The organism is Pontibaca methylaminivorans (assembly GCF_900156525.1).
Taxonomy (GTDB): Bacteria; Pseudomonadota; Alphaproteobacteria; order Rhodobacterales; family Rhodobacteraceae; genus Pontibaca; species Pontibaca methylaminivorans.
In genome coordinates this window covers 537292-558462 of sequence record NZ_FTPS01000001.1, presented here as the reverse complement: position 1 = coordinate 558462, position 21171 = coordinate 537292, and the positions used below count along the sequence as shown (strand labels likewise).

The 21171-nt window shown below is 67.5% G+C and carries 17 protein-coding genes and 1 tRNA gene; 4 read left to right on the top strand and 14 right to left on the bottom strand.

The window, feature by feature from the left end:
- The first annotated feature begins 79 nt into the window (after positions 1-79).
- The 4 genes from B0B01_RS02790 (at position 80) to B0B01_RS02775 (ending at position 6617) form a co-directional block, all read left to right on the top strand.
- Complete coding sequence (locus B0B01_RS02790) at positions 80-1507, top strand: YcjX family GTP-binding protein (RefSeq protein WP_076650012.1); 1428 nt, start codon at positions 80-82, stop codon at positions 1505-1507.
- Complete coding sequence (locus B0B01_RS02785; RefSeq protein WP_076647090.1) at positions 1504-2505, top strand: YcjF family protein; 1002 nt, start codon at positions 1504-1506, stop codon at positions 2503-2505. The genes B0B01_RS02790 and B0B01_RS02785 overlap by 4 nt, the downstream gene beginning before the upstream one ends.
- 284 nt (positions 2506-2789) lie before the next feature.
- On the top strand, positions 2790-5696 hold the full coding sequence (gene ileS / locus B0B01_RS02780; protein ID WP_076647088.1) for an isoleucine--tRNA ligase: 2907 nt from the start codon (positions 2790-2792) through the stop codon (positions 5694-5696).
- An 84-nt stretch (positions 5697-5780) separates the two neighbouring features.
- Complete coding sequence (locus tag B0B01_RS02775; protein ID WP_076647086.1) at positions 5781-6617, top strand: DMT family transporter; 837 nt, start codon at positions 5781-5783, stop codon at positions 6615-6617.
- A 33-nt stretch (positions 6618-6650) separates the two neighbouring features.
- Here the strand turns inward: B0B01_RS02775 and B0B01_RS02770 are convergent, their stop codons facing one another.
- The 14 genes from B0B01_RS02770 to B0B01_RS02705 all read right to left on the bottom strand — a co-directional run bounded on the left by B0B01_RS02770 (position 6651) and on the right by B0B01_RS02705 (position 21100).
- Entirely contained in the window at positions 6651-7532 is an 882-nt protein-coding gene (locus B0B01_RS02770; RefSeq protein WP_076647084.1) for a hypothetical protein, read from the bottom strand.
- A gap of 146 nt (positions 7533-7678) precedes the next feature.
- Positions 7679-9922, bottom strand: a complete 2244-nt coding sequence (locus tag B0B01_RS02765; protein WP_076647082.1) for a cation-translocating P-type ATPase — start codon at positions 9920-9922, stop codon at positions 7679-7681.
- A complete protein-coding gene (locus B0B01_RS02760) occupies positions 9919-10422 on the bottom strand; it encodes a FixH family protein (protein WP_076647080.1) in 504 nt (167 codons plus the stop codon). Before B0B01_RS02760 ends, B0B01_RS02765 begins: the two co-directional genes overlap by 4 nt.
- On the bottom strand, positions 10419-11981 hold the full coding sequence (gene ccoG / locus B0B01_RS02755; RefSeq protein WP_076647078.1) for a cytochrome c oxidase accessory protein CcoG: 1563 nt from the start codon (positions 11979-11981) through the stop codon (positions 10419-10421). Before ccoG ends, B0B01_RS02760 begins: the two co-directional genes overlap by 4 nt.
- Before the next feature lie 164 nt (positions 11982-12145).
- Positions 12146-13015, bottom strand: a complete 870-nt coding sequence (gene ccoP, locus B0B01_RS02750; protein WP_076647076.1) for a cytochrome-c oxidase, cbb3-type subunit III — start codon at positions 13013-13015, stop codon at positions 12146-12148.
- A 1-nt stretch (position 13016) separates the two neighbouring features.
- Entirely contained in the window at positions 13017-13172 is a 156-nt protein-coding gene (locus tag B0B01_RS02745) for a cbb3-type cytochrome c oxidase subunit 3 (RefSeq protein ID WP_076647074.1), read from the bottom strand.
- 12 nt (positions 13173-13184) lie between these two features.
- Positions 13185-13916, bottom strand: a complete 732-nt coding sequence (ccoO, locus tag B0B01_RS02740; RefSeq protein WP_076647072.1) for a cytochrome-c oxidase, cbb3-type subunit II — start codon at positions 13914-13916, stop codon at positions 13185-13187.
- Between the two features lie 19 nt (positions 13917-13935).
- Positions 13936-15570 carry a cytochrome-c oxidase, cbb3-type subunit I gene (gene ccoN / locus B0B01_RS02735; protein ID WP_076647070.1) on the bottom strand — a complete coding sequence of 545 codons (1635 nt, stop codon included), beginning with the start codon at positions 15568-15570 and terminating at the stop codon, positions 13936-13938.
- A 375-nt stretch (positions 15571-15945) separates the two neighbouring features.
- Positions 15946-16020, bottom strand: a tRNA-Glu gene (locus B0B01_RS02730).
- A 66-nt stretch (positions 16021-16086) separates the two neighbouring features.
- Positions 16087-17841 (bottom strand): single-stranded-DNA-specific exonuclease RecJ, encoded by a 1755-nt coding sequence (gene recJ / locus B0B01_RS02725; protein WP_076647068.1) that lies wholly within the window; start codon positions 17839-17841, stop codon positions 16087-16089.
- 88 nt (positions 17842-17929) lie between these two features.
- Positions 17930-18895: a class II fructose-bisphosphatase gene (glpX, locus tag B0B01_RS02720; protein ID WP_076647066.1), complete on the bottom strand. Its 966-nt coding sequence runs from the start codon at positions 18893-18895 to the stop codon at positions 17930-17932.
- Positions 18896-18996: 101 nt separating this feature from the next.
- The gene (locus tag B0B01_RS02715) at positions 18997-20283 is read right to left on the bottom strand and encodes a homoserine dehydrogenase (protein ID WP_076647064.1); all 1287 of its coding nucleotides are present in this window, start codon (positions 20281-20283) and stop codon (positions 18997-18999) included.
- A 77-nt stretch (positions 20284-20360) separates the two neighbouring features.
- Positions 20361-20675 (bottom strand): hypothetical protein, encoded by a 315-nt coding sequence (locus tag B0B01_RS02710; RefSeq protein WP_076647062.1) that lies wholly within the window; start codon positions 20673-20675, stop codon positions 20361-20363.
- Positions 20676-20755: 80 nt separating this feature from the next.
- Positions 20756-21100 carry a DUF427 domain-containing protein gene (locus B0B01_RS02705; protein ID WP_076647060.1) on the bottom strand — a complete coding sequence of 115 codons (345 nt, stop codon included), beginning with the start codon at positions 21098-21100 and terminating at the stop codon, positions 20756-20758.
- Between the last annotated feature and the right edge of the window lie 71 nt (positions 21101-21171).

Below are 21171 nucleotides of genomic sequence, written 5' to 3'. Positions count from 1 at the left end.
GCGCCGTCCTTCGCGCTGGCATCCCGGGGGGTGCGCTCCTATCTTTCCGCAGGGAACCGTGGAAGAGGGCAGCCGTTTGGTGGGCATCACGTCACTGGCCGACAGTATTCTGCGCGGGGTCGAAAACGTGGGCACCCGCGCCTCGGAGACGCTTTTCGAGCCGGTGATCCGCCTCGGCGTCACCGGGCTGGCCCGTGCCGGCAAGACGGTGTTCATCACCTCGCTGGTCACCAGTCTGCGCGAACGCGAGCGCATGCATGGGCTCGTCGCCGCGCAGGAGGGGCGCATCGCAGCGGCCTATCTCCAGCCGCAGCCCGACGACACGGTGCCGCGTTTCGACTACGAGGCGCATTGGGGCGCGCTCACCGCCCGCCCGCCGCACTGGCCCGAAAGCACCCGGGCGATCAGCGAACTGCGCCTTTCGCTCCGGGTTCGGCCGTCGGGGCTGCTGTCCGGGATTCAGGGCGCGCGGGTCGTGCATCTGGATATCGTCGATTATCCGGGCGAGTGGCTTCTTGATCTGGTGCTGCTGGAAAAAAGCTATGCCGAGTGGTCGCGCGAAGTGCTTGCGCGCCTCTCCGCCCGCAAGGCGACCAGCAATGAGGCCGCGCGCTATCTTGCACTGGCCGAAGCGGAAGACGCGGCAGGCACACTGGAAGAGCCCCGCGCGCAGGCGCTTGCCCGTGCCTTCACCGATTATCTGGCCGCTGCGCGCGACAACGGCGCCTATGACGTGACGCCGGGGCGGTTCCTGCTGCCCGGGGATCTGGCGGGATCGCCGGTGCTGACCTTTGCGCCGCTGGCCGAGCCCGCACGCGTGCCGCGCCGATCGCTCTGGCGCGAGATGGAGCGGCGATTCGATGCCTACAGGGCACAGGTGGTGCGGCCCTTCTTTCGCGATCATTTTGCCCGGATCGACCGGCAGATCGTGCTGCTTGACGTGCTTGGCGCGATCCACAAGGGGCCGGCCGCGCTCGAGGACATGCGCGCCGCCATGGGCGATATCCTCGGTGCCTTCCGCCCGGGTCGCAACGCCCTGCTCGCGCGGCTTCTGCGCGGGCGCCGGGTCGAGCGGATCCTGTTCGCCGCGACCAAGGCGGACCACCTGCACCATAGCGAACACGCGCGTCTTGCCGCGATCACCGCGGCGCTGACCGAGGGCGCACGTGAGCGGGCGCGCTTTGCCGGGGCGCGCACCGAATCCATGGCGATCGCGTCGCTGCGCGCCACGGTCGAGGAAATCCGCCGGCACGAGGGACAGGAGTTTCCCTGCGTGCGCGGCACGCTGCTGGAAACCGGGCGGCAGGCGGCGCTTTATCCGGGTCGCCTGCCTGATGATCCGGCCGCGCTTCTGGGGCCGGCGCGGCGCGGCGCGGGAACATGGCTTGACGAGGATTACGAGGTGATGAATTTCGCGCCGCCCGAACTGAGCCTGAGGCCGGGCGAGGGGCCGCCGCATATCCGGCTCGACCGCGCGGCGCAATTCCTGATCGGGGACCGGCTGTGAGCCGGGGGCCCATGTTCTTCGACCTCGGGGACAGCGACGAGCCGCGCGTGGATGTCGGCGCGGCGCCGCCGGTCCCGGACGAGGCTCCGGCGCCGTCCGGGCAGACGATGCAGCTTGCCGCGCAGCTTGCGGCCCGCCGCCCCTCGCGCCTTGCGCGCTGGTTCTGGGGGCTTGCCGCGGCGCTTGTCACCACCGCCGTATCGGTCGCGGCCTGGGATTTCGCCCTCTCGCTGCTCGCCCGCTGGCCGGTCCTTGGCTGGGCGGTATCGGCAGGGCTGGTCGCGCTTGTCATCGTCGTGCTGCTCATGGTGCTGCGCGAGCTTGCCACGCTCGGGCGGCTCGGGCGGCTCGACGGGCTGCACCGCGCGGCGGATGCGGCGCTTGCGGACAGCGATCTGGAGGCGGCGCGGGCGCTCGGCGAGCGGCTGCTCGGTTTCTACCACGCGCGCAGCGATACCGGCTGGAGCCGCGAACGCATAACCGAGCGCATGGGCGAACAGTTCGACGCACATTCCGTCATCACCTTGATCGAGGCCGAGCTTCTCGCCCCGCTCGATGCGGCGGCAAGCCGCGAGGTCGAGGCGGCCGCGCGGCAGGTCGCGACCGTCACCGCCTTCGTGCCGCTTGCGCTTGCCGATGTGCTGGTCGCGCTCATCGCCAACCTGCGCATGATCCGCCGGATCGCGACGATCTATGGCGGGCGCAGCGGGCTGATCGGAAGCTGGCGCCTGACGCGCGCGGTCTTTGCCCACCTGATCGCCACGGGTGCGATCGCCGCGGGTGATGATTTTATCGAGCCGCTCGTGGGCGGGTCGCTTCTTGGCAAGCTCTCGCGCCGCTTCGGCGAGGGGGCGGTGAACGGGGCGCTGACCGCGCGGGTCGGCGTCGCCGCGATGGAGGTCTGCCGCCCGCTGCCCTTCACGCGCCGCAAGCGCCCTTCGGTGCGCGAAGTGATTCGCCGCGCCCTGCGGGGGATCCTGCCCGAGAAACCGGCCTGAACCGCCGGACCGGACCATGCGGGCTTGCGCGGGTGCCCCGTCCGCGGATCGGCCGCACCGCCGAAGCGACGCGCGCGTGCGGGTGCGATGCCCTTTACCCGGTCGGGGGGCGCGCCTATAACCGCGCCATGCGTCACGTAAGCCCAGCCATCATGCGAATTACCGTCCCGGCGCCCTGATCCGGGAGCGTCGGGACAAGGTGCCGGATCCATCGCACCGCCATCATGCCGTTAGCTGACGGACCCTTTCCATCGACATGCCATCTTCCGAAGGACGCGAAATCCATGGGCGCCGACACCACCGCCGAGACCGTCGATTACAAGACCACGCTGAACCTGCCGCGCACCGATTTCCCGATGCGGGCCGGATTGCCTGCACGCGAACCGGACTGGCTCGCCCGGTGGGAACGGATCGGCATCTATGACCGCCTGCGCGAGCGGGGCAGGGGGCGGGCGCCCTTCATCCTGCATGACGGCCCTCCCTACGCGAACGGGCATCTGCATATCGGCCATGCGCTGAACAAGGTGCTCAAGGATTTCATCACCCGCAGCCAGCAGATGATGGGGCGTGATGCCCGCTATGTGCCGGGTTGGGACTGCCACGGACTGCCGATCGAATGGAAGATCGAGGAACGCTATCGCGAACAGGGCCGCGACAAGGATGCGGTGGACATCGTCGAGTTCCGTCGCGAATGCCGCCATTTCGCCGAACACTGGATCGGCGTGCAGCGCGACGAGTTCAAGCGCCTCGGCGTCACCGGCAAGTGGGACGATCCCTATCTGACGATGGATCATCACGCCGAGGCGGTGATTGCCGAGGAGTTCATGAAGCTCCTGATGAACGGCAGCCTCTATCAGGGCAGCAAGCCGGTGATGTGGTCGCCGGTGGAAAAGACCGCGCTGGCCGAGGCCGAGGTCGAATACCACGACATCACCAGCCATCAGGTCTGGGTGCGGTTCCGCCCCCTCACGGCGACGGGCGACCTGGCCGGGGCCTCGGTCGTGATCTGGACCACGACCCCCTGGACGATCCCCCAGAACCGCGCGGTGGCCTTTGGTCCCGAGATCAGCTATGGCTTGTATCGCATTGACTCCGCATCCGAAAATTCGAGTGCCGGCGTGGGAGAAACGCTCCTGCTCGCCGATGCGCTGGCCGAGGGCGTGTTGCAGGCCGCGAAGGTCGAAACCCACAGCCGCCTGCGCGACGTAACGGCGGATGAACTTGCCGGTCTCACGCTTGCGCACCCCTATCGCGGGGTCGAGGACGCCGGTGGCGAATGGGATTTCGACGTGCCGCTCCTTCCCGGTGATCATGTGACCGAGGACGCCGGCACGGGCTTTGTCCATACCGCGCCGAGCCACGGGGACGAGGACTATCAGCTCGGGCAGAAGCACGGTCTGCCGATGACCTATAACGTCGAGCCGGACGGCACCTATCGCGCCGATCTGCCGCTTTTCGGCGGGCAGGCGATCATTACCGGGGACGGCACGGAAGGCCCGGCCAATGTCAGCAACATCAAGCAGTTGGCCTGGGCTGGCGCGCTTCTGGCCAAGGGAAAGATCAAGCACAGCTATCCGCATAGCTGGCGCTCCAAGGCGCCGGTGATCTATCGCAACACCCCGCAGTGGTTTGCCGCGATCGACCGCCACCTTGCCGACGGCCTGAGCGAATATGGCGACACGATCCGCGCCCGTGCGCTGGCAAGCATCGACGAACTGGTGACTTGGACCCCGCAATCGGGGCGCAACCGGATTCATTCGATGGTCGAGACCCGCCCCGACTGGGTGCTGTCGCGCCAGCGCGCATGGGGCGTGCCGCTCACCTGTTTCGTAAAGACGGGGGCAAGCCCGCTCGATGCCGATTTCCTGCTGCGGGACGAAAGGGTGAACGCGCGCATCACGGCCGCGTTCGAAATCCATGGCGCCGATGCCTGGTATCGCGAGGGGTTCAAGGCCGAGGTTCTGGAGGGGATCGCCAATCCCTCCGATTACGAGCCGGTCATGGACGTGCTCGACGTGTGGTTCGATTCGGGCTCGACCCATGCCTTCGTGCTGCGCGACCGCGCGGATGGCACCGCGGACGGGATCGCGGATCTGTATCTGGAAGGCACCGACCAGCATCGCGGCTGGTTCCAGTCCTCGCTGTTGCAGGCCTGCGCCACGAAGGGCCGCGCACCCTATCGCGGCGTGCTGACCCACGGGTTCACGCTCGACGAAAAGGGCAGCAAGATGTCCAAGTCGCTCGGCAACACCATCGGTCCCGAGGAGGTGGTGCAGCAATTTGGCGCCGATATCCTGCGGCTCTGGGTGGCGCAGACCGATTACACCGCCGACCAGCGCATCGGCCCCGAAATCCTGAAAGGCGTGGCCGACAGCTATCGCCGCCTGCGCAACACCATGCGCTTCATGCTGGGCTCGCTGGCCGATTTCCGCGACAGCGACCGGGTGGAGCCGGAACTGATGCCGGAACTCGAACGCTTCATCCTGCATCGTCTTGCGGAACTCGACCGGACCGTGCGCGACGGTTACGCCGCCTACGATTTCCAGGGCGTGTTCCAGAAGCTGTTCAATTTCGCCACGATCGACCTGTCGGCCTTTTATTTCGACATCCGCAAGGATGCGCTCTATTGCGACGGCGACACCCAGCGCCGCCGCGCGGCCCGCACGGTGCTTGATATCCTGTTCCACCGGCTGACCACCTGGCTTGCGCCGATCCTCGTCTTTACCATGGAGGAGGTCTGGCTCGAACGCTATCCGGGCGAGGACAGCAGCGTGCATCTTGTGGACATGCCCGAGACCCCGCAGGGCTGGCGCGATGATGCGCTGGCGGCGAAATGGGCCATGATCCGCCGCGCCCGCCGCGTGGTGACGGCAGCGCTTGAAGTGCAGCGCACGGAAAAGGTGATCGGTGCCAGCCTCGAGGCCGCGCCGGTCGTCCATGTCGCCGATGCCGAAATGCTCGCCGCGCTGCAGTCGGTCGCTTTTGCGGATATCTGCATCACCTCGGATCTGGTGCTGTCCGCCGATCCCGCGCCGCCCGAGTCCTTCCGCCTGCCCGAGACCGAGGGGATCGGCGTGGTCTTTGCCCCGGCAGAGGGGCGGAAATGCCAGCGGTGCTGGAAAATCCTCCCCGATGTCGGCAGCCATGCCCATGCGGGAGTCTGCGCGCGCTGCGAGGCGGCGCTCGACTGAGCGGCCACTTGAACCGGGCCCGGCCCATCCGCCGGACCCGATCTTTCCCATCTGGTTCCCGAAAGGGGCCGCGGAGTCTGTTTGATGCCGGTGTCCGTCTTTGCTGCGGTGGTCTTCGCGGCATTTCTTCATGCGGCGTGGAACGCGCTGATCAAGAGCGGGCGCTCCAAGACCGGCGGGGCGCTGACGCTCGTGCTTTTGCAGGGCATCTTCGGCGCGGTTCTCGTGATGACCCGCCCGTGGCCCGAAACCCATGTCTGGTACTGGCTGGTGGGATCGGGGCTTTTCCATACCTCATACATGCTGTTCCTCGCCCTTGCCTATGAAAAGGGCGATCTGAGCCGCGTCTATCCCATTGCCCGGGGAGCGGCGCCGATGGTCGTGACCCTTGTCAGCGTCCTTGCGCTGGTCGACCGGATCGCGCCGCTTGAATATCTTGGCATCATCGTGCTCGGGCTCGGCGTCGCGGTAATGGCGCAGGGGGCATTCCGCAACGATGAAAACCGCCGCCTCGTGCCGCTGGCGCTGGGCTCGGCCATGATGACGGCGGGCTATTCGCTGGTTGATGGGCTCGGGGCGCGCGCGGCCGGCGATGCGGTGCTTTACACCTCGTGGCTGTTCGTGCTGAACGCGGTGTTCTTTCTGCCGATCAGCCTATTCATGGGCGGGCGCGAGCTGCTGCCGCAGGACGGGCGCGAATGGCTGCGCGGCACGGTGGCGGCGGCGGCGTCCTACGGGGCCTATGTGATCGCGATCTGGGCCATGACGCAGGCGCCAATCGCGCTGGTCGCGGCGCTGCGGGAAAGCTCGATCCTGTTCGCGCTCCTGATCGGCTGGCTCGTGTTCCGCGACCGTATGGACCTTCCCAAGGTGCTGGCGGCGGTGATGATCCTCTCCGGCATGGTGCTCATGCGCTTCTGATGCGGCGTCGCCGGGCCGGACGCTGCGGCGCTGTCAGGCCCCGCCGCGATAATCGCGCAGCACGCGCCAGACCAGATCCTGCATCCAGGCGGCCTGTTCCTTGCCGGGGCCGCTGCGGGGCGGGATATTCGCCGGCAGGCCGCGCGGATCGCGCCCGAAGATCACCGCATAATGGGCCAGCGCGATCATGTAGTTCCCGCGTTCGTTCAGATGGATGTCGTCGGCGAAAAGCTCTGTCAGATCGGATAGGCCCGGCGCCTTTCCGGCCCGGATGTCGTCATCGGCAGCGGCCATGATCAGCGGACCGGGGATCATCTCCATCTCCGGCATGTCGTCCGGGCGGTTCTGGTTCACGTAAGCGCGGATCTCCTCCCAGCCGGCCATTTCCAGCGGCAGCCGTTCCCGGAAGGTGAGATGCGCCTCGGGGTCGTTGTGCGGGTTGTCGGAGTCGGGCCCCGAGGTCACGGAGACCCAGGTGGCATAAAGGATGCTGCGTGCGCCCTTGCCGCTGTTCCCGTAGCGCCAGGCATGTTCGGCCCAGCGCAGCGCCATGCCGCTGCTGTCGTGATAACCGGCCGTATTCGCGAGCGAGACCCGCTCGGTGATCACCAGAACGTCGAACCCGGCCATCACGTCGGGGTCGCGGATGTCCGGCTCGTCCCCGCCCGGGGCATTGTTCCAGCGCCACTCCATCGGGCTGCCGGGAATGGTGGATTTGACCAGCGTGCCGCCGCGGATGCCGCCAAGCCGGATCATGCCGGCAAGCGGCTCAAGGATGCCGTCGGTCAGGCTGTGGCCGGATTGCACGATGCGCAGGCCGCTTGTGCCGCTCTCGGGCGCGGCGAATGCCTGGCCCGGAAATACGGCCAGCCCGCCCGCGGCACCGGCGGCAAGAATCAGATCACGTCGGCGCAATTTTCGCTCCTGATATTGAATGGGACCGGCCATTCGGGTGGTCCCGCGTGTCACGAACTGCCGATGTTACAGCGCCGCCCCCGGCCGCGCTACAGGATTTGCGCGCGAACGGCGGGCGAATGCGTCGCGCGGGGCAGGGCGCGCAGTCACCCGGCCTGCACCACCTGCGCGGGCGCTTCGGCCATGCGATCGCGCGGCGTGCGCCGCCCCTTCCATCCAAGCCGCAGCGCGTTCGAGATCACAAGGATCGAAGAGCCCGACATGGCGATCGCGGCCACGAGCGGCGTCACATGGCCGAGAATCGCGATCGGCACGGCGATCACGTTATAGATCAGCGCAAGGCCGATGTTCTGCCGGATCAGCCGCCCGGCGCGGTGCGAGACATCAATCGCCAGCGGCACCGCGTCGAGGCTTTCGCGCAGGAACACGAGATCGGCGATGTTGCGCCCGATGTCGGCGGCCGTCGCCGGTGCGATCGACACATGCGCGGCACCAAGCGCCGGCGCGTCGTTCAGCCCGTCACCGACCATCAGCACCTGGTGGCCCTTGGCGGTCAGCGCCTCGATCCGCGCAAGCTTGTCCGCCGGCAGCAGGCCCGGGGCATAATCGTCGATACCGATCTCGTCGGCCACGGCACGGCAGGCGGCTTCGGTATCGCCGGACAGCATCACGACCCTCAGCCCCGCGCGCCTGAGCGCCGCCACCGTCTGCGCGGCGCCGGAGCGCAGCACGTCCTCGAAGGTGAAGCGCGCGACCTCGGTGCCGTCGCGGGTCAGGATGGTGCCGGTCTCGCTGCCCTCATGGCTCGCCCAGCCGGCGCGGCCGAGCCGCCAGACGGTGGCCCCGATCCGCCCCTCGACCCCGGCGCCGGGAACCTCGGCCACCTCGTCGAAGGCGACCGGCGTGGCATTGCGCCCGGCGGCGGCGATGGTCTGCGAGAACGGGTGCCGCGAATGCGCGCCGAGCGCCGCCGCCATATCGAGCGCCTCGGGGGCGATGCGGGCGGCATCGACCAGCCGCGGACGTCCGAGCGTCAGCGTGCCGGTCTTGTCGAAGATCACCGTGTCGATTCCGGTCAGCCGTTCCGTGGCCGAGCCGTCGCGCACCATCACGCCGCGCTCGAACAGGCGCCGCGCCGCCACCACCTGCACGATGGGCACCGCAAGGCCGAGCGCGCAGGGGCAGGTGATGATGAGAACCGCGATGCCGATGGTCATGGCCTGGCGCCAGTCGCCGCCGATGATCACCCAGCCGATGAAGGTGAACAGCGCCGTCAGATGCACGACCGGCGCATAAAGCGACGACACGCGGTCGGCGATGCGGCGATAGCGCGAGCGCCCGCCCTCGGCCGCCTCCATCATCCGCATCATTTCGGCAAGGAAGGAATCCTCGGCCGCCGCCGTCGCCTCGAGCACGAGCGGCCCGGTCAGGTTCAGCGTGCCGGCCCGCACGTCGGAGCCCGCCGCGACCGGCTGCGGCTCGCTTTCGCCATTGACCAGCGAACAGTCGAGGTCCGAGCCGCCGCTGACCACCCGCGCATCGACGGGGATGCGTTCGCCCACCGCGATCATCAGCCGCTCTCCGACACGGATCTCGGAGACCGGGCGATATTCGCGGCTGCCGTCCGCCCCGAGCACCACGGCCCCGCGCGGTGCGAGCCGCGCGAGGCCAAGCACCGCCGATCGCGCCCGGTCGCGCATCATGTGGTCGAGCGTGCGCCCGATCAGCAGGAAGAACAGCAGCGACACCGAGGCGTCGAAATAGGCGTGTTCGCCGCTGTGGACGGTCTCGTAAAGGCTCATGGCATAGGCCAGCGTGACGCCGATCGCGATCGGCACATCCATGTTCATGTTGCCATGACGCAGCGCCCGCCAGGCCGAGCGATAGAAGATGCGCCCGCCCAGAACCAGCGCGGGCAGGGCGATCAGGGCCGAGATCCAGTGGAACAGATCGCGCGTCGCCCCGTCCGCCCCGGACCAGACCGACACCGAAAGCAGCATGATATTGGCTGTCGCGAACCCCGACGCCGCGACCGCGATCAGCAGGTCGCGCAGGGTGCGGTCCCGGGTCAGCGCCGAATCGTCGAACAGATGCGGCGGATAGCCGAGATCGGTCAGCGTCTTGACCAGCGGCGGACGGCTGTCCTCGCGATAGCGGATCGAGACCCGCCTGGTGGAAAGGTTCACCCGCGCGCTCACCACATCGTCGAGCCGGCCAAGCCCCTGTTCGACCGACCGGATGCAGCCGCCGCAATGGATGTCGGGCACCGAAAGTTCAAGCTGGACGGTGCCGTCGCCAAGCTTGCGCGCCGCGTGGTGCAGTTCCTCGGCGGAGGGGCCCGCCCCCGCGCCCTTTGCGAAATGCTCCACGCCCGAGGCACAGCAGGTCATTTCATCACCCCGTCGGCCATGACGATGCGCTGCGCGTCGCGATAGGGATGGTCAAGGCCCCGGACCTCGGTCGTGATCTCGACGATCCACTGGCCATCGGGCAGGTCGACCGGGGCCGAGAATGTCCCGTCGGGCTGGCGCACCAGCACCGCGCTCCGGTCGTCGGCCTCGTAGGCGGCGTGACGGAAGCTGGCGGTTGCCGTGTCGGCCGGGGTGATGACCGCCTCGCCCGCGGCATCGGTCAGGTGGTAGGTCAGGACACCATCCCTGATCGCCAGATCGGAGTCCCAGCCGAGCGCGGCCTGGGCGCGGCCCTCGGCGACGCGGGTGTTGAACTCCTGGCTGGCGACATAGGTGTTGTCCACAACGGTGCCGGTCCAGCTTTTGCGGGCCATGAAGGCCATGGTCAGGTTCACGGCGATCACGACGCCGAAGAACACCACCATGATTGCCAGCATGTGCCGGCCGGTGAATTCGCCCTTGCGTTTCGTCGTGCTCATTTTCCCGCTCCTGCTGGTGCATCGAAGGTTGCGTTGTAGGTGTCGCTTTCGCTTCCGTCCCGATCCGTCACGGTAAAGGTGAAGGACTGGCTTGGCCCGGCGACGGCCTCGGACGGCTGGCGCACAAAGACCCGCAGCGTGCGCAGGCGGTCCGGTTCGACCTCCACGTCGTAGGAGCCGCTGACCGGGGCATCAAAACCCGAGATGCTCATCTCCCCTTCGGGCAGCCCGTCGAGCGACACCACAAAGGTGCGCGGCTCCGGGATCATGTTCAGAAGCTTGACCGTGTAGCCGTTGCGGATCGACCCGTCCGACAGCACCACGTATTGCGGGTTGCGGTCGGCCAGCACGTTCACCTGCAGCCGGTCGCGCGTCGTCAGCGCGAACAGGAGCCCGACGCCGACCAGCGACCAGGCGCCGAAATAGGCCATGGTGCGGGGCCGCAGCAGCTTGCGCAGGCGGAAGCGCTGCACCTTGTCGAGGATCCCGCCGGTTGCGTCATGCACGCGGCGCGGGTCGATCGGCTGGCTGCCGCCCTCGGTCGCGAGGTCCATGTTCGACTGGTATTCGGCGAGCGTCGCATAGGAGATCAGCCCGCGCGGCCGGCCAAGCCGGTCCATCACGTCGTCGCAGGCGTCGATACAGAGCGCACAGGTGATGCATTCGAGCTGCTGGCCGTCGCGGATGTCGATGCCCATCGGGCAGACCGCTACGCAGGCGTTGCAGTCGACGCAATCCCCGACCACCTGCCCGGCGGCGGCGGCCTTCTTGGACCCACGCGTGCGCGGCTCCCCGCGCCAGTCGTTATAGGTGACGGTCAGCGAGTTTTCGTCCAGCATTGCGGCCTGGATGCGCGGCCACGGGCACATGTAGGTGCAGACCTGTTCGCGCATCAGCCCGCCGAAAACATAGGTCGTCGCGGTCAGGATCGCGACCGTGATATAGGCCACGGGCGAGGCGTAGCCGGTAAAGAAATCGACGAAAAGTGTCGGTGCATCGGCAAAATAGAAGATCCAGGCGCCGCCGGTCGATATGGCGATCAGCAGCCAGGTGCCGTGCTTGATCACCCGCTTGAACAGCTTGTTGGCCGACCAGGGGCCCGCGTCCAGCTTCATGCGGGCGTTGCGGTCGCCCTCGACCGCGCGTTCCACGACCAGGAACAGGTCGACCCAGACCGTTTGCGGGCAGGTGTAACCGCACCAGGCGCGTCCCACCGAGGACGTCAGCAGGAACAGCCCGAAGCCGGCCATGATGAGCAGGCCGGCGATGAAATAGAATTCCTGCGGCCAGATCTCGATGAAGAAGAAATAGAAGCGCCGGTTCGCAAGGTCGATCAGCACCGCCTGATCGGGCGCATGGGGGCCGCGATCCCAGCGCAGCCACGGGGTGATATAATAGATGCCGAGGGTGATCAGCATCACGATCCACTTGAAGCGGCGGAACTGGCCTTTCACCCTCCGGGGAAAGATCTTCCTGCGGGCGGCATAGAGGGGGGTGCGGTTCGTGGCGGAGTTAACCGCTTCGGCGTCAAAGGTTTCGATTTCCGACGCGTCGGACATGTCGTCTTCCTCCTGCCGGGGCCTTGGGGGCCATGCCGGCACATATTTCATCCAAAGAGGTCGCGGGGCGCATGACCCCGATCAGGCCCCGCGATAGTGTCGTCCCTCTTGATGCGGCGCCGGATTGTCCCTGTCTGGGCTCCGGTCTTGTGCTGGCCTGCCGCCTATTCGCCGCCGCCGAGCGAATGGACATAGGCGGCCAGTTCCTTGACCGTGGCATCGCCGAGCCGCGCCTGCCAGGCCGGCATCACGCCGTGACGCGGGTTGCGCACCTGACGGGCGATGTCCTCCACCGAAGAGCCGTAAAGCCAGATCGCGTGGTTGAGCGCTGGGGCTCCGACATTGCGGTCGCCTTCGCCGGTCTCGCCATGGCAGACGGAACAGTTGTCGGCATAGACCTCGGCCCCTGCCGCCATGTCCTCGGCATCCGCGTCGCCCTGCTCGCCCGAAAGCGATGCAACAAAAGTTGCCACCTGGTTGATTTCGCTCGTGTCCAGCATGTCCCCGAAGGCCGGCATTTCCGAGAACCGCGTGTCGTCGTCCTGTTCGAAACGGACGCCATGGGCGATGGTCTGGCGGATGTCCTCGGCGGTTCCGCCCCAGATCCAGACGTCGTCATTGAGGTTCGGATAACCCGCAGAGCCCTGCGCACCGGTTCCGTGGCACTGCACGCAGTTGACCCGGAACGCCGCCGCACCCGCCGACACCGCGAATGTGTAAAGCGCGTCGTCGGCCAAGATCTCGTCCATGCTGCTGTCGGCGATGGTGGCGAGATAGCCGGACTTCTCGGCCTCGATCGCATCCAGTTGCGCGCGCATCTCGGCGCGGCTCGAATAGCCGAGCAGCCCCGAAGTGGCCGAGTTGATCAGCGGCCATGCCGGATAGGCAACGGCATAGCCGACGGCCCAGACGACGGTGGCGTAGAATACCCACAGCCACCAGCGCGGCATCGGGTTGTCGAGTTCCTTGATGCCGTCCCATTCATGTCCGGTGGTGGAAACCCCGGTTACATCGTCGATCTGCTTGTCGCTCATGTCAGTCTTCGTCCTTGAAGGGGATGCGGGCCGCATCATCGGAAAGCTCCCGGCTTCCAGGGCGGAAGGAGTAGATGATGGCGCCGACAAAGAAGAGGGTCATGCCCACCAGACCCCACACATCTGCAAAGTGCCGCATGGCGGTATAGGTTTCCATGCCGTTCCCTCCTCAGCGATAACCGGTGGATTCGTCGTAGGTCGAGAAATCGACCAGCGTGCCGAGCATCTGCAGATAGGCCACCAGCGCGTCCATTTCGGTCAGGCGGCCGGGCTGGCCGTCGAAATCGCCGTAGTTGACGTTGGGATAGCGCTCTTCCAGTCCGCTGGTATCGGCGTCGGGCGAGGCCTGGGCGCGCATGTCGGCGGCGGCATTGGCGACCATCTCTTCGGTATAGGGCACGCCCACCCTGATATTGGCGGTCAGATGCGCGGTGATGTCGCTCGGGTTCAGCGGCCGCTCCATCAGGAAGGCATACGAGGGCATCACCGATTCCGGCACCACGGCGCGCGGCTCGATCAGGTGCTCGACATGCCATTCGTTGGAATAGCGCTGGCCGACGCGCGCCAGATCCGGCCCGGTGCGCTTCGATCCCCACTGGAACGAATGGTCATACATCGATTCCGCCGCCAGGCTGTAGTGGCCGTAACGCTCCACCTCGTCGCGGAAGGGGCGGATCATCTGGCTGTGGCAGGTATAGCAGCCCTCGCGCACATAGACGTTCCGCCCCGCCAGTTCGAGCGGCGTATATGGGCGCATGCCGTCGACCTTTTCGATTGTGTTCTGCAGGTAGAACAGCGGTGCGATCTCGACGATGCCGCCGATGGTCACCACGGCGAGCGCCCCGACCAGCAGAGCCGTCGCATGGCGTTCGAGCTTGGAGTGTCGGTTCAGAATGGACATGGATCGTGCTCCTTGCTCGTTACTCGGCGGGGGTCGCCGCGGGCGTGCTGGTCGGGGCGGAAGGCCGTTCGCCACCGCCCATGGGGGATTCGTTGCGGGTCCGGCCCTTGATGGTCTGCCAGACGTTCCAGACCATCACCACGCCGCCGGCGAGATAGAGCAGCCCGCCCAGGACGCGCATCACGTAATAGGGGTGCATGGCGGCGACCGTTTCGACGAAGGAATAGACCAGAAAGCCCTGATCGTCATATTCGCGCCACATCAGCCCCTGCATGATGCCGGACACCCACATGGCCGAGGCGTAGATGACGATGCCGAGCGTCGCCAGCCAGAAGTGCCAGTTGACCATGCGGATCGAATAAAGGCGCGGCTGCCCCCAGAGCTTGGGCACCAGGAAATAGACCGCCGCAAAGGAGATCATCCCGTTCCAGCCAAGCGCGCCGGCATGGACATGGGCGATGGTCCAGTCGGTGTAGTGCGACAGCGAGTTCACCGCCTTGATCGACAGCATCGGCCCCTCGAAGGTCGCCATGCCGTAGAAGGCGATCGCGGTGACCATCAGGCGCACGATCGGGTCGGTGCGGATCTTGTCCCAGGCGCCCGAAAGCGTCATCAGCCCGTTGATCATGCCCCCCCAGGACGGCATCCACAGCATGATCGAGAACACCATGCCCAGCGTCTGCGCCCAGTCCGGCACCGCCGTGTAATGCAGGTGGTGCGGCCCGGCCCAGATATACAGGAAGATGATCGACCAGAAGTGCACGATGGACAGCCGGTAGGAATAGACCGGCCGGTTCACCTGCTTGGGGACGAAGTAATACATCATCGCCAGGAACGGGATGGTCAGGAAGAAGGCCACCGCGTTATGGCCGTACCACCACTGCGTCACCGCGTCCTGCACGCCCGAGAAGGCCGAATAGCTCTTCGAGCCCACGATCGACACCGGGATCGCCAGGTTGTTGACGATATGCAGCATGGCGATGGTGATGATGAAGGACATGTAGAACCAGTTGGCCACATAGATATGCGGCTCCTTCCGGCGGAACACGGTGCCCATGAACACCATCAGGTAGACGACCCAGACGATGGTCAGCCAGAGATCCACATACCATTCCGGCTCGGCATATTCGCGGCTCTGCGTGACGCCCAGAAGATAGCCGGAGGCCGCGAGCACGATGAACAGCTGATAGCCCCAGAACACGAACCACGCGAGGTTGCCGCCCCAGAGCCGCGCCCGGCAGGTGCGCTGCACCACGTAGAACGACGTCGCGATCAGGATGTTGCCGCCGAAGGCGAAGACCACTCCCGATGTATGCAGCGGCCGCATCCGGCCGAAGTTGAACCAGGGTTCGAGGTTCAGGTCCGGAAAGGCCAGTTGCGCGGCGATGATCACGCCGACGAGGAAACCGACGACGCCCCAGAACACGGTGGCCAGCACCCCGTAACGGATCGGGCCGTCCATGTAGGACGACTGGTCCACCGGTGCCGCCGGCAGGAAGCTCGTGTTGCGCAGCAGTCCGATGGTGAAAAGCCCGATCGCGATGAAGGCGATCCACATCTGCTGCTCGAACGCCTTGTCGACCGCAAAGGCCGCGCCGAGCAGAACAAGAATGCCCAGCAGCGCCGAGAAGACGATCTCTTGTCCGTATCTCATTGGAGTGGTTTCCCCCGACAAAAACTCACGCCCCGCCTTCGCGCCGGAAGCGGAACGTATCTTGCATGTTGTCGCGCCCTGATCAGACAGGAGAGCGATCAAAGTCAAGCAGCACCCATACAGCCTGCGACCATGCCACGCACTGTTTTGAACGCTTCAAAACACCTTGCGCGGCCATATGACGCATCTTCGGACGGGAACCGGCGGGCGCCGATCGAAACCGCGCTTTTACCGGCGGGCAGGGGGTCCGGGGTGCAACTGCGGGATGTGTCGCGCCGCCCGGAAAGAGCCGGCGGGCACAGGATTGTCAGCCGCGACGATCCCGGGGGTGGGGGCGAAATGCCCCCGTGCGGATCAGAGGTATCAAGAGAAAAATGGTAGCCCGTAGGGGAATCGAACCCCTCTTTCCAGGTTGAAAACCTGGCGTCCTAACCGATAGACGAACGGGCCACGCTGCACAGGCGGGTCTTTAGGAAATCCCGTGCGGCTGCGCAAGCACAAAGTTCGCGCGCTCCGTCACCCTTCGCTTGCGGGCGCTGCATCCTCGAGCCGCAGCTGCACCCGCTCACGCCCGTTCCAGCGGTTGACCTCGAGCCGCCCCGCCACATGGAACCGCGCCCCGCCGTGGTTCTGAAGCGCATGGCCCAGCCGGGATTCGCAGACCCCGAATGCGATCGCCTCGATCCGCGCGCCAAGCCCGTCGCCAAGCGAAAGCCGCAGATGCGCATCCCCGACCCGGCGCTGGTGGTGAACCACCAGATCGGGAAAGGCAAAGCGCGGCGCCGGCGCGGCGGCCCCGAACGGGCCCGCGCGCTCGATCTCGCGGATCAGGACGGTATCCGCCGCACCGGGCATCAGCATCCCGTCAAGCGCAAGATCGTGGGGCAGGGCGGCGCCCGCACCCTGGCGCGCCAGCAGTTCGCCGAGCCGCGCCATCGCCGGCTCGATCTGCCCGCGCGCCACCGTAAGCCCCGCCGCCATCCGGTGCCCGCCACCGCCCAGCAAGAGCCCCTCGGCCGCAAGGCGCTGGATCGCCGCGCCAAGATCGACCCCGGGGATCGAACGCCCCGATCCCTTGCCGGTCTCGCCGTCGAACCCGATCACGATGGCCGGCCGGTTGGTCGCCTCCTTGAGCCGCGCGGCAACGATCCCGACCACCCCGGGATGCCAGCCCTCGCCGGCGGCCCAGACCAGCGGCGCATCAAGCCCGCGCGCCTCGGCCTGAGCCAGCGCGGAGCGGCGGACCTCGTCCTCGATGGCGCGGCGCTCCCGGTTCAGCGCGTCAAGCCGCAGCGCAAGCGATTCGGCCTCGTCCCGCTGCTGCGCCATCAGCAGGCGCGCGCCCAGATCGGCCGCGCCGATACGGCCGCCGGCATTGATCCGGGGGCCGAAGACAAAGCCGAGGTGATGGCTCTCGGGCGGCGAATCGAGCCGGGCCAGATCCGCCAGCGCAACAAGACCCGGCCGCTCGCGCCGCGCCATGACCTTGAGCCCCTGGCGCACCAGCGCCCGGTTTACGCCGACAAGGGGCACCACATCCGCCACGGTCGCAAGCGCAACGAGGTCAAGCATGCCCAGAAGGTCCGGCCCCTCGGGCGCGCCCGTACCGCGCATCTGGCGGCGCAACTCGACCAGCAGCAGGAACACCACCCCCGCCGCGCACAGATGACCAAGCTCGCCGCTCTCGTCCTGCCGGTTCGGATTGACCACGGCAAGCGCCGGGGGCAGGGTCTCGCCGCCCAGATGGTGGTCGACGACGACCACATCCGCCGCCCCGTTCACGGCGGCGATGGCGGCATGGGACAGCGTTCCGCAATCGACGCAGACGATCAGCCGGTGTTCGCGCGCAAGGCGCTGCATCGCCGCCTCGTTGGGGCCATAGCCCTCTTCGACCCGGTCGGGAACGTAAAGCGTCGCCTCGCGCCCGACCCCCCGCAGCCACAGCATCAGAAGGGCCGCCGCGGCACCGCCGTCCACGTCGTAATCGGCAAAGACCGCGATCCGCTCGCCGGCCCTCACCGCACGGCAGATCCGCTCCGCCGCGATCTCCATGTCTCGCAGTCCCCGGGGATCGGGCAGCAGATCGCGCAGGGTCGGGGCCAGAAACCCCTCGAGCGCCTCGCCATCGACGCCCTGCCGCGCCAGCACCCGGCACAGCGCATCCGGCAGCCCGGCCCCCTGCGCCAGAGCGGCGGCCGCGCGCTCCGCCTCGAGCCCCGGCCCGACCCAGCGCCGTCCGCAAAGCGACTCCTCGACACCCAGAAAGGCCAATCCAACTCTCCCGGATCTTCTTCTGGCGAGAAATATCCCCGCCGGAGGCTTCGCGCCGAAGGCGCGAATCCCGCCCCGACGCGTCCCGTCAGCGCAGCGGCGCGCGGTACTGCATCCGCCGCACCGAGCCGCTTTTCGAGCGCATGAGCAGGGTTTCCGTGGTCCGCCAGCCGGGTTCGCGCCGGATTCCCGACAGCAGGTTGCCGTCCGTCACCCCGGTCGCGGCAAAGATCACATCGTCGCGCACCAGGTCGTCGCGGGTATAGACCCGGTCGAGATCGGTGATCCCGGCCTTGTCCGCCCGCGCTTCCTCATCCGCGTTGCGGAACACGAGCCGCCCCATGATCTGCCCGCCCATGCATTTAAGCGCCGCTGCCGCCAGCACGCCTTCGGGCGCGCCGCCCTGACCCATGTACATGTCGATGCCCGTCGCGTCAGGGTCGGCGCAATGGATCACACCCGCGACATCGCCGTCGGGAATGAGCCGGATCGCGGCCCCGGTCCGGCGCACCTCGGCGATCATCGCCGCGTGGCGGGGACGCTCGAGGATGCAGACGGTGATATCCCGTGTCTCGCAACCGCGCGCGCGCGCCAGCGCCTCGACCCGTTCGGCCGGCGCCATGTCGAGCGACACGACCCCCGGCGCGAATCCCGGACCGATCGCCAGTTTCTCCATATAGACATCGGGCGCATGCAGCATCGAACCACGCGGCCCCATGGCGATCACGGTGAGCGCGTTCGGCATGTCCTTGGCCGTGAGTGTCGTCCCCTCGAGCGGGTCGAGCGCAATATCGACGCCCGGGCCCTGGCCGGTGCCGACCTCCTCGCCGATGAACAGCATCGGCGCCTCGTCGCGCTCGCCCTCGCCGATCACCACCACGCCCCGGATATCGAGCATGTTCAGCTGCTCGCGCATGGCGTTCACCGCCGCCTGATCGGCGGCTTTCTCGTCGCCGCGCCCGATCAGCGGCGCTGCCGCCAGCGCGGCCTGTTCGGCCACGCGGGCCAGGCCCAGAGAAAGCAGACGGTCGTCAAAATCCAGTGATGCGGGCATCGCGCGATCCTCGTTGCGGGCAGGTGGCCGGGCGGCCCGGCTTCGTGCCGGGTTTAACGGCGCCGGGCCGGCGGCACAAGGCGCGAGCCGCGCGAAACGGGTCAGATGCGTTCGATCCGCAGCGCCACCGGCGGGCTGTGCATCACGTCGGTGCCGCGCATGGCACGCAGGGCCGCGTCGAGGGAATCGCGCGTGGTCTGATGGGTCACGATCAGGATCGGCGCCGTCTCGCCGCCATGGCCATACTGGCGCATGCGGTTGATCGAGATGCCGTGCTCGCCGAGGATCGCCGCGATCCGGGCCAGCGTGCCGGGCCGGTCGATCAGCCCCATGCGCAGGTAATAGGGCGCGGGCACGCCGTTCTTCGCCGAAGGCACCGCCTCGAGGCTCTGCGCCGCCTGACCGAAGGTCGCAACCCGGCTGCCGCGCGCCAGGTCGCAGATATCGCCCATGACCGCGCTTGCGGTGGGGCCCATGCCGGCGCCCGGGCCCTGCAGCACGATCTGTTCGACCGAATCGCCTTCGATCACCACCATGTTGGTGCCGCCCTCAAGCTGCCCGAGCGGCGATTCCGCCGGCACGAGACAGGGCTGCACCCGCTGTTCGAGCCCGCGATCGGTGCGCCGCGCCACGCCAAGCAGCTTGATGCGGAACCCCATGTCGGCCGCTGCCCGGATGTCGTCGATCATGATGCGCTCGATTCCCTCGACCGAGATCCCCGCATAATCGGGGCGCGATCCGAAGGCGATCGCCGACAGCAGCGCGAGCTTGTGCGCGGCGTCGATTCCGCCCACGTCAAGCTGGGGGTCGGCCTCGAGATAGCCGAGGTCGCGTGCCTCCTGCAGCACGATGTCATAGGGCAGATCGGCGCTTTCCATGCGCGTGAGGATATAGTTGCAGGTGCCGTTCATCACCCCCATGACGCGGGTGATCTCGTTCCCGGCCAGCCCCTCGGTCAGCGCCTTGATGACCGGGATGCCGCCCGCCACGGCCGCCTCGTAGCGGATCACGCGCCCCTGCGACTCGGCGCGCTGCGCCAGTGCCTGCCCGTGAATCGCAAGCATCGCCTTGTTGGCCGTCACCACGTCCTTGCCGGCATCGAGCGCGGCTTCGGTCGCGGCCTTGGCCGGCCCGTCCGGCCCGCCCATGAGCTCGACGAACACGTCCACGTCGTCGCGGCGCGCCAGCACAACCGGGTCGTCCTCCCAGTCATAGGCCGAAATATCGACGCCCCGGTCGCGGGACGAATCCCGTGCCGAAACCGCCGTCACGACAATCTCGCGCCGGGTGCGTGCCGCGAGCAGCGCCGCGCGCTTCTGCGCGATCCGCAGCACGCCGACCCCGACCGTCCCGAGCCCGGCTATTCCGATGCGCAATGGTTCCGTCATGCAGGATCTCCCGTCAGGCTTCTCCTGCCGGGCTTTATCGGGTTCGCCGCAGCGGCGCAACGTGTGAGCGTCAGGGGTCAGCGCCCGCTGGATCTGTTCCCGCCGGGCCGCGCGGGGGTGGCGCCGATCGCAGCGCCGCGCAGCCGCTCGGCGCGCGCCTGCAACTGCGCGCGCCGGGCGAGCAGTTCGGCCTCGGTCGCTGCGGCGGCCTGCCCGGGGGGCTCGCGCGTCGGCCCGAGAAGTTGCTCGACCGGCGCGAAATCGGGATAGGCCGCGCCCGCCAGCTCCGGGGAGATGGTGGCATCGAGTTCGGGCGGCGGTGCGCATCCCGCCAGAAGCAGGGCAAGGGCAGGGGCCGCTATGGCCGTCGGGCGGTGCGGAAAGCGCAGCATGGCATGGCAATCAGGACAGTGGAACCGGCCTTCCGTTCATGCCCGAAGAGGCGGGCGGCGCGCAAGCGTGCTATGCCGGTTCAAAGCTGTTCGAGCGTGATGCCGCGATCGGCCTCGAAGGCAAGATGATCCCGCAGCGCCTCGGCCTCCACGGTCGGCTCCTCATAGCTCCAGGCGGCATCTCGCAGCACTGTCGATTTGGTGATGATCGAATAATAGCGCGCCGTGCCCTTGAGCGGACAGACCGAGCGGCGCTCGCCCGGCTCGAAGAACTGCATCGCGATGTCCGTGCGGGGAACGTAAAGCACCGGCAGGTGACCGCTTTCGGCCAACTCCAGCACGGCGCGGCTTTCACCGAGAACCGCACCGCCGGCACGCAGGCTCCAGAGTCCGTCAAGCCGGCGGATGGTGAGCGATCGGGCCATGTCTTCTCCTTCTGCGGCGGATGCCCGGCAGGGCGCGCGCGAGTGCGGGACAGGGGCTGACCTTAGGGCAG

Bases quoted from the DNA above. Each gene is read 5' to 3' on its own strand.
- ccoG (WP_076647078.1), bottom strand. From the start codon at position 11,981: ATGTCCGACGCGTCGGAAATCGAAACCTTTGACGCCGAAGCGGTTAAC.
- B0B01_RS02710 (WP_076647062.1), bottom strand. From the start codon at position 20,675: ATGCTGCGCTTTCCGCACCGCCCGACGGCCATAGCGGCCCCTGCCCTT.
- ccoO (WP_076647072.1), bottom strand. From the start codon at position 13,916: ATGTCCATTCTGAACCGACACTCCAAGCTCGAACGCCATGCGACGGCT.
- B0B01_RS02715 (WP_076647064.1), bottom strand. From the start codon at position 20,283: ATGACGGAACCATTGCGCATCGGAATAGCCGGGCTCGGGACGGTCGGG.
- ileS (WP_076647088.1), top strand. From the start codon at position 2,790: ATGGGCGCCGACACCACCGCCGAGACCGTCGATTACAAGACCACGCTG.
- B0B01_RS02760 (WP_076647080.1), bottom strand. From the start codon at position 10,422: ATGAGCACGACGAAACGCAAGGGCGAATTCACCGGCCGGCACATGCTG.
- glpX (WP_076647066.1), bottom strand. From the start codon at position 18,895: ATGCCCGCATCACTGGATTTTGACGACCGTCTGCTTTCTCTGGGCCTG.
- B0B01_RS02775 (WP_076647086.1), top strand. From the start codon at position 5,781: ATGCCGGTGTCCGTCTTTGCTGCGGTGGTCTTCGCGGCATTTCTTCAT.
- B0B01_RS02765 (WP_076647082.1), bottom strand. From the start codon at position 9,922: ATGACCTGCTGTGCCTCGGGCGTGGAGCATTTCGCAAAGGGCGCGGGG.
- ccoN (WP_076647070.1), bottom strand. From the start codon at position 15,570: ATGAGATACGGACAAGAGATCGTCTTCTCGGCGCTGCTGGGCATTCTT.
- B0B01_RS02745 (WP_076647074.1), bottom strand. From the start codon at position 13,172: ATGGAAACCTATACCGCCATGCGGCACTTTGCAGATGTGTGGGGTCTG.
- B0B01_RS02705 (WP_076647060.1), bottom strand. From the start codon at position 21,100: ATGGCCCGATCGCTCACCATCCGCCGGCTTGACGGACTCTGGAGCCTG.
- ccoP (WP_076647076.1), bottom strand. From the start codon at position 13,015: ATGAGCGACAAGCAGATCGACGATGTAACCGGGGTTTCCACCACCGGA.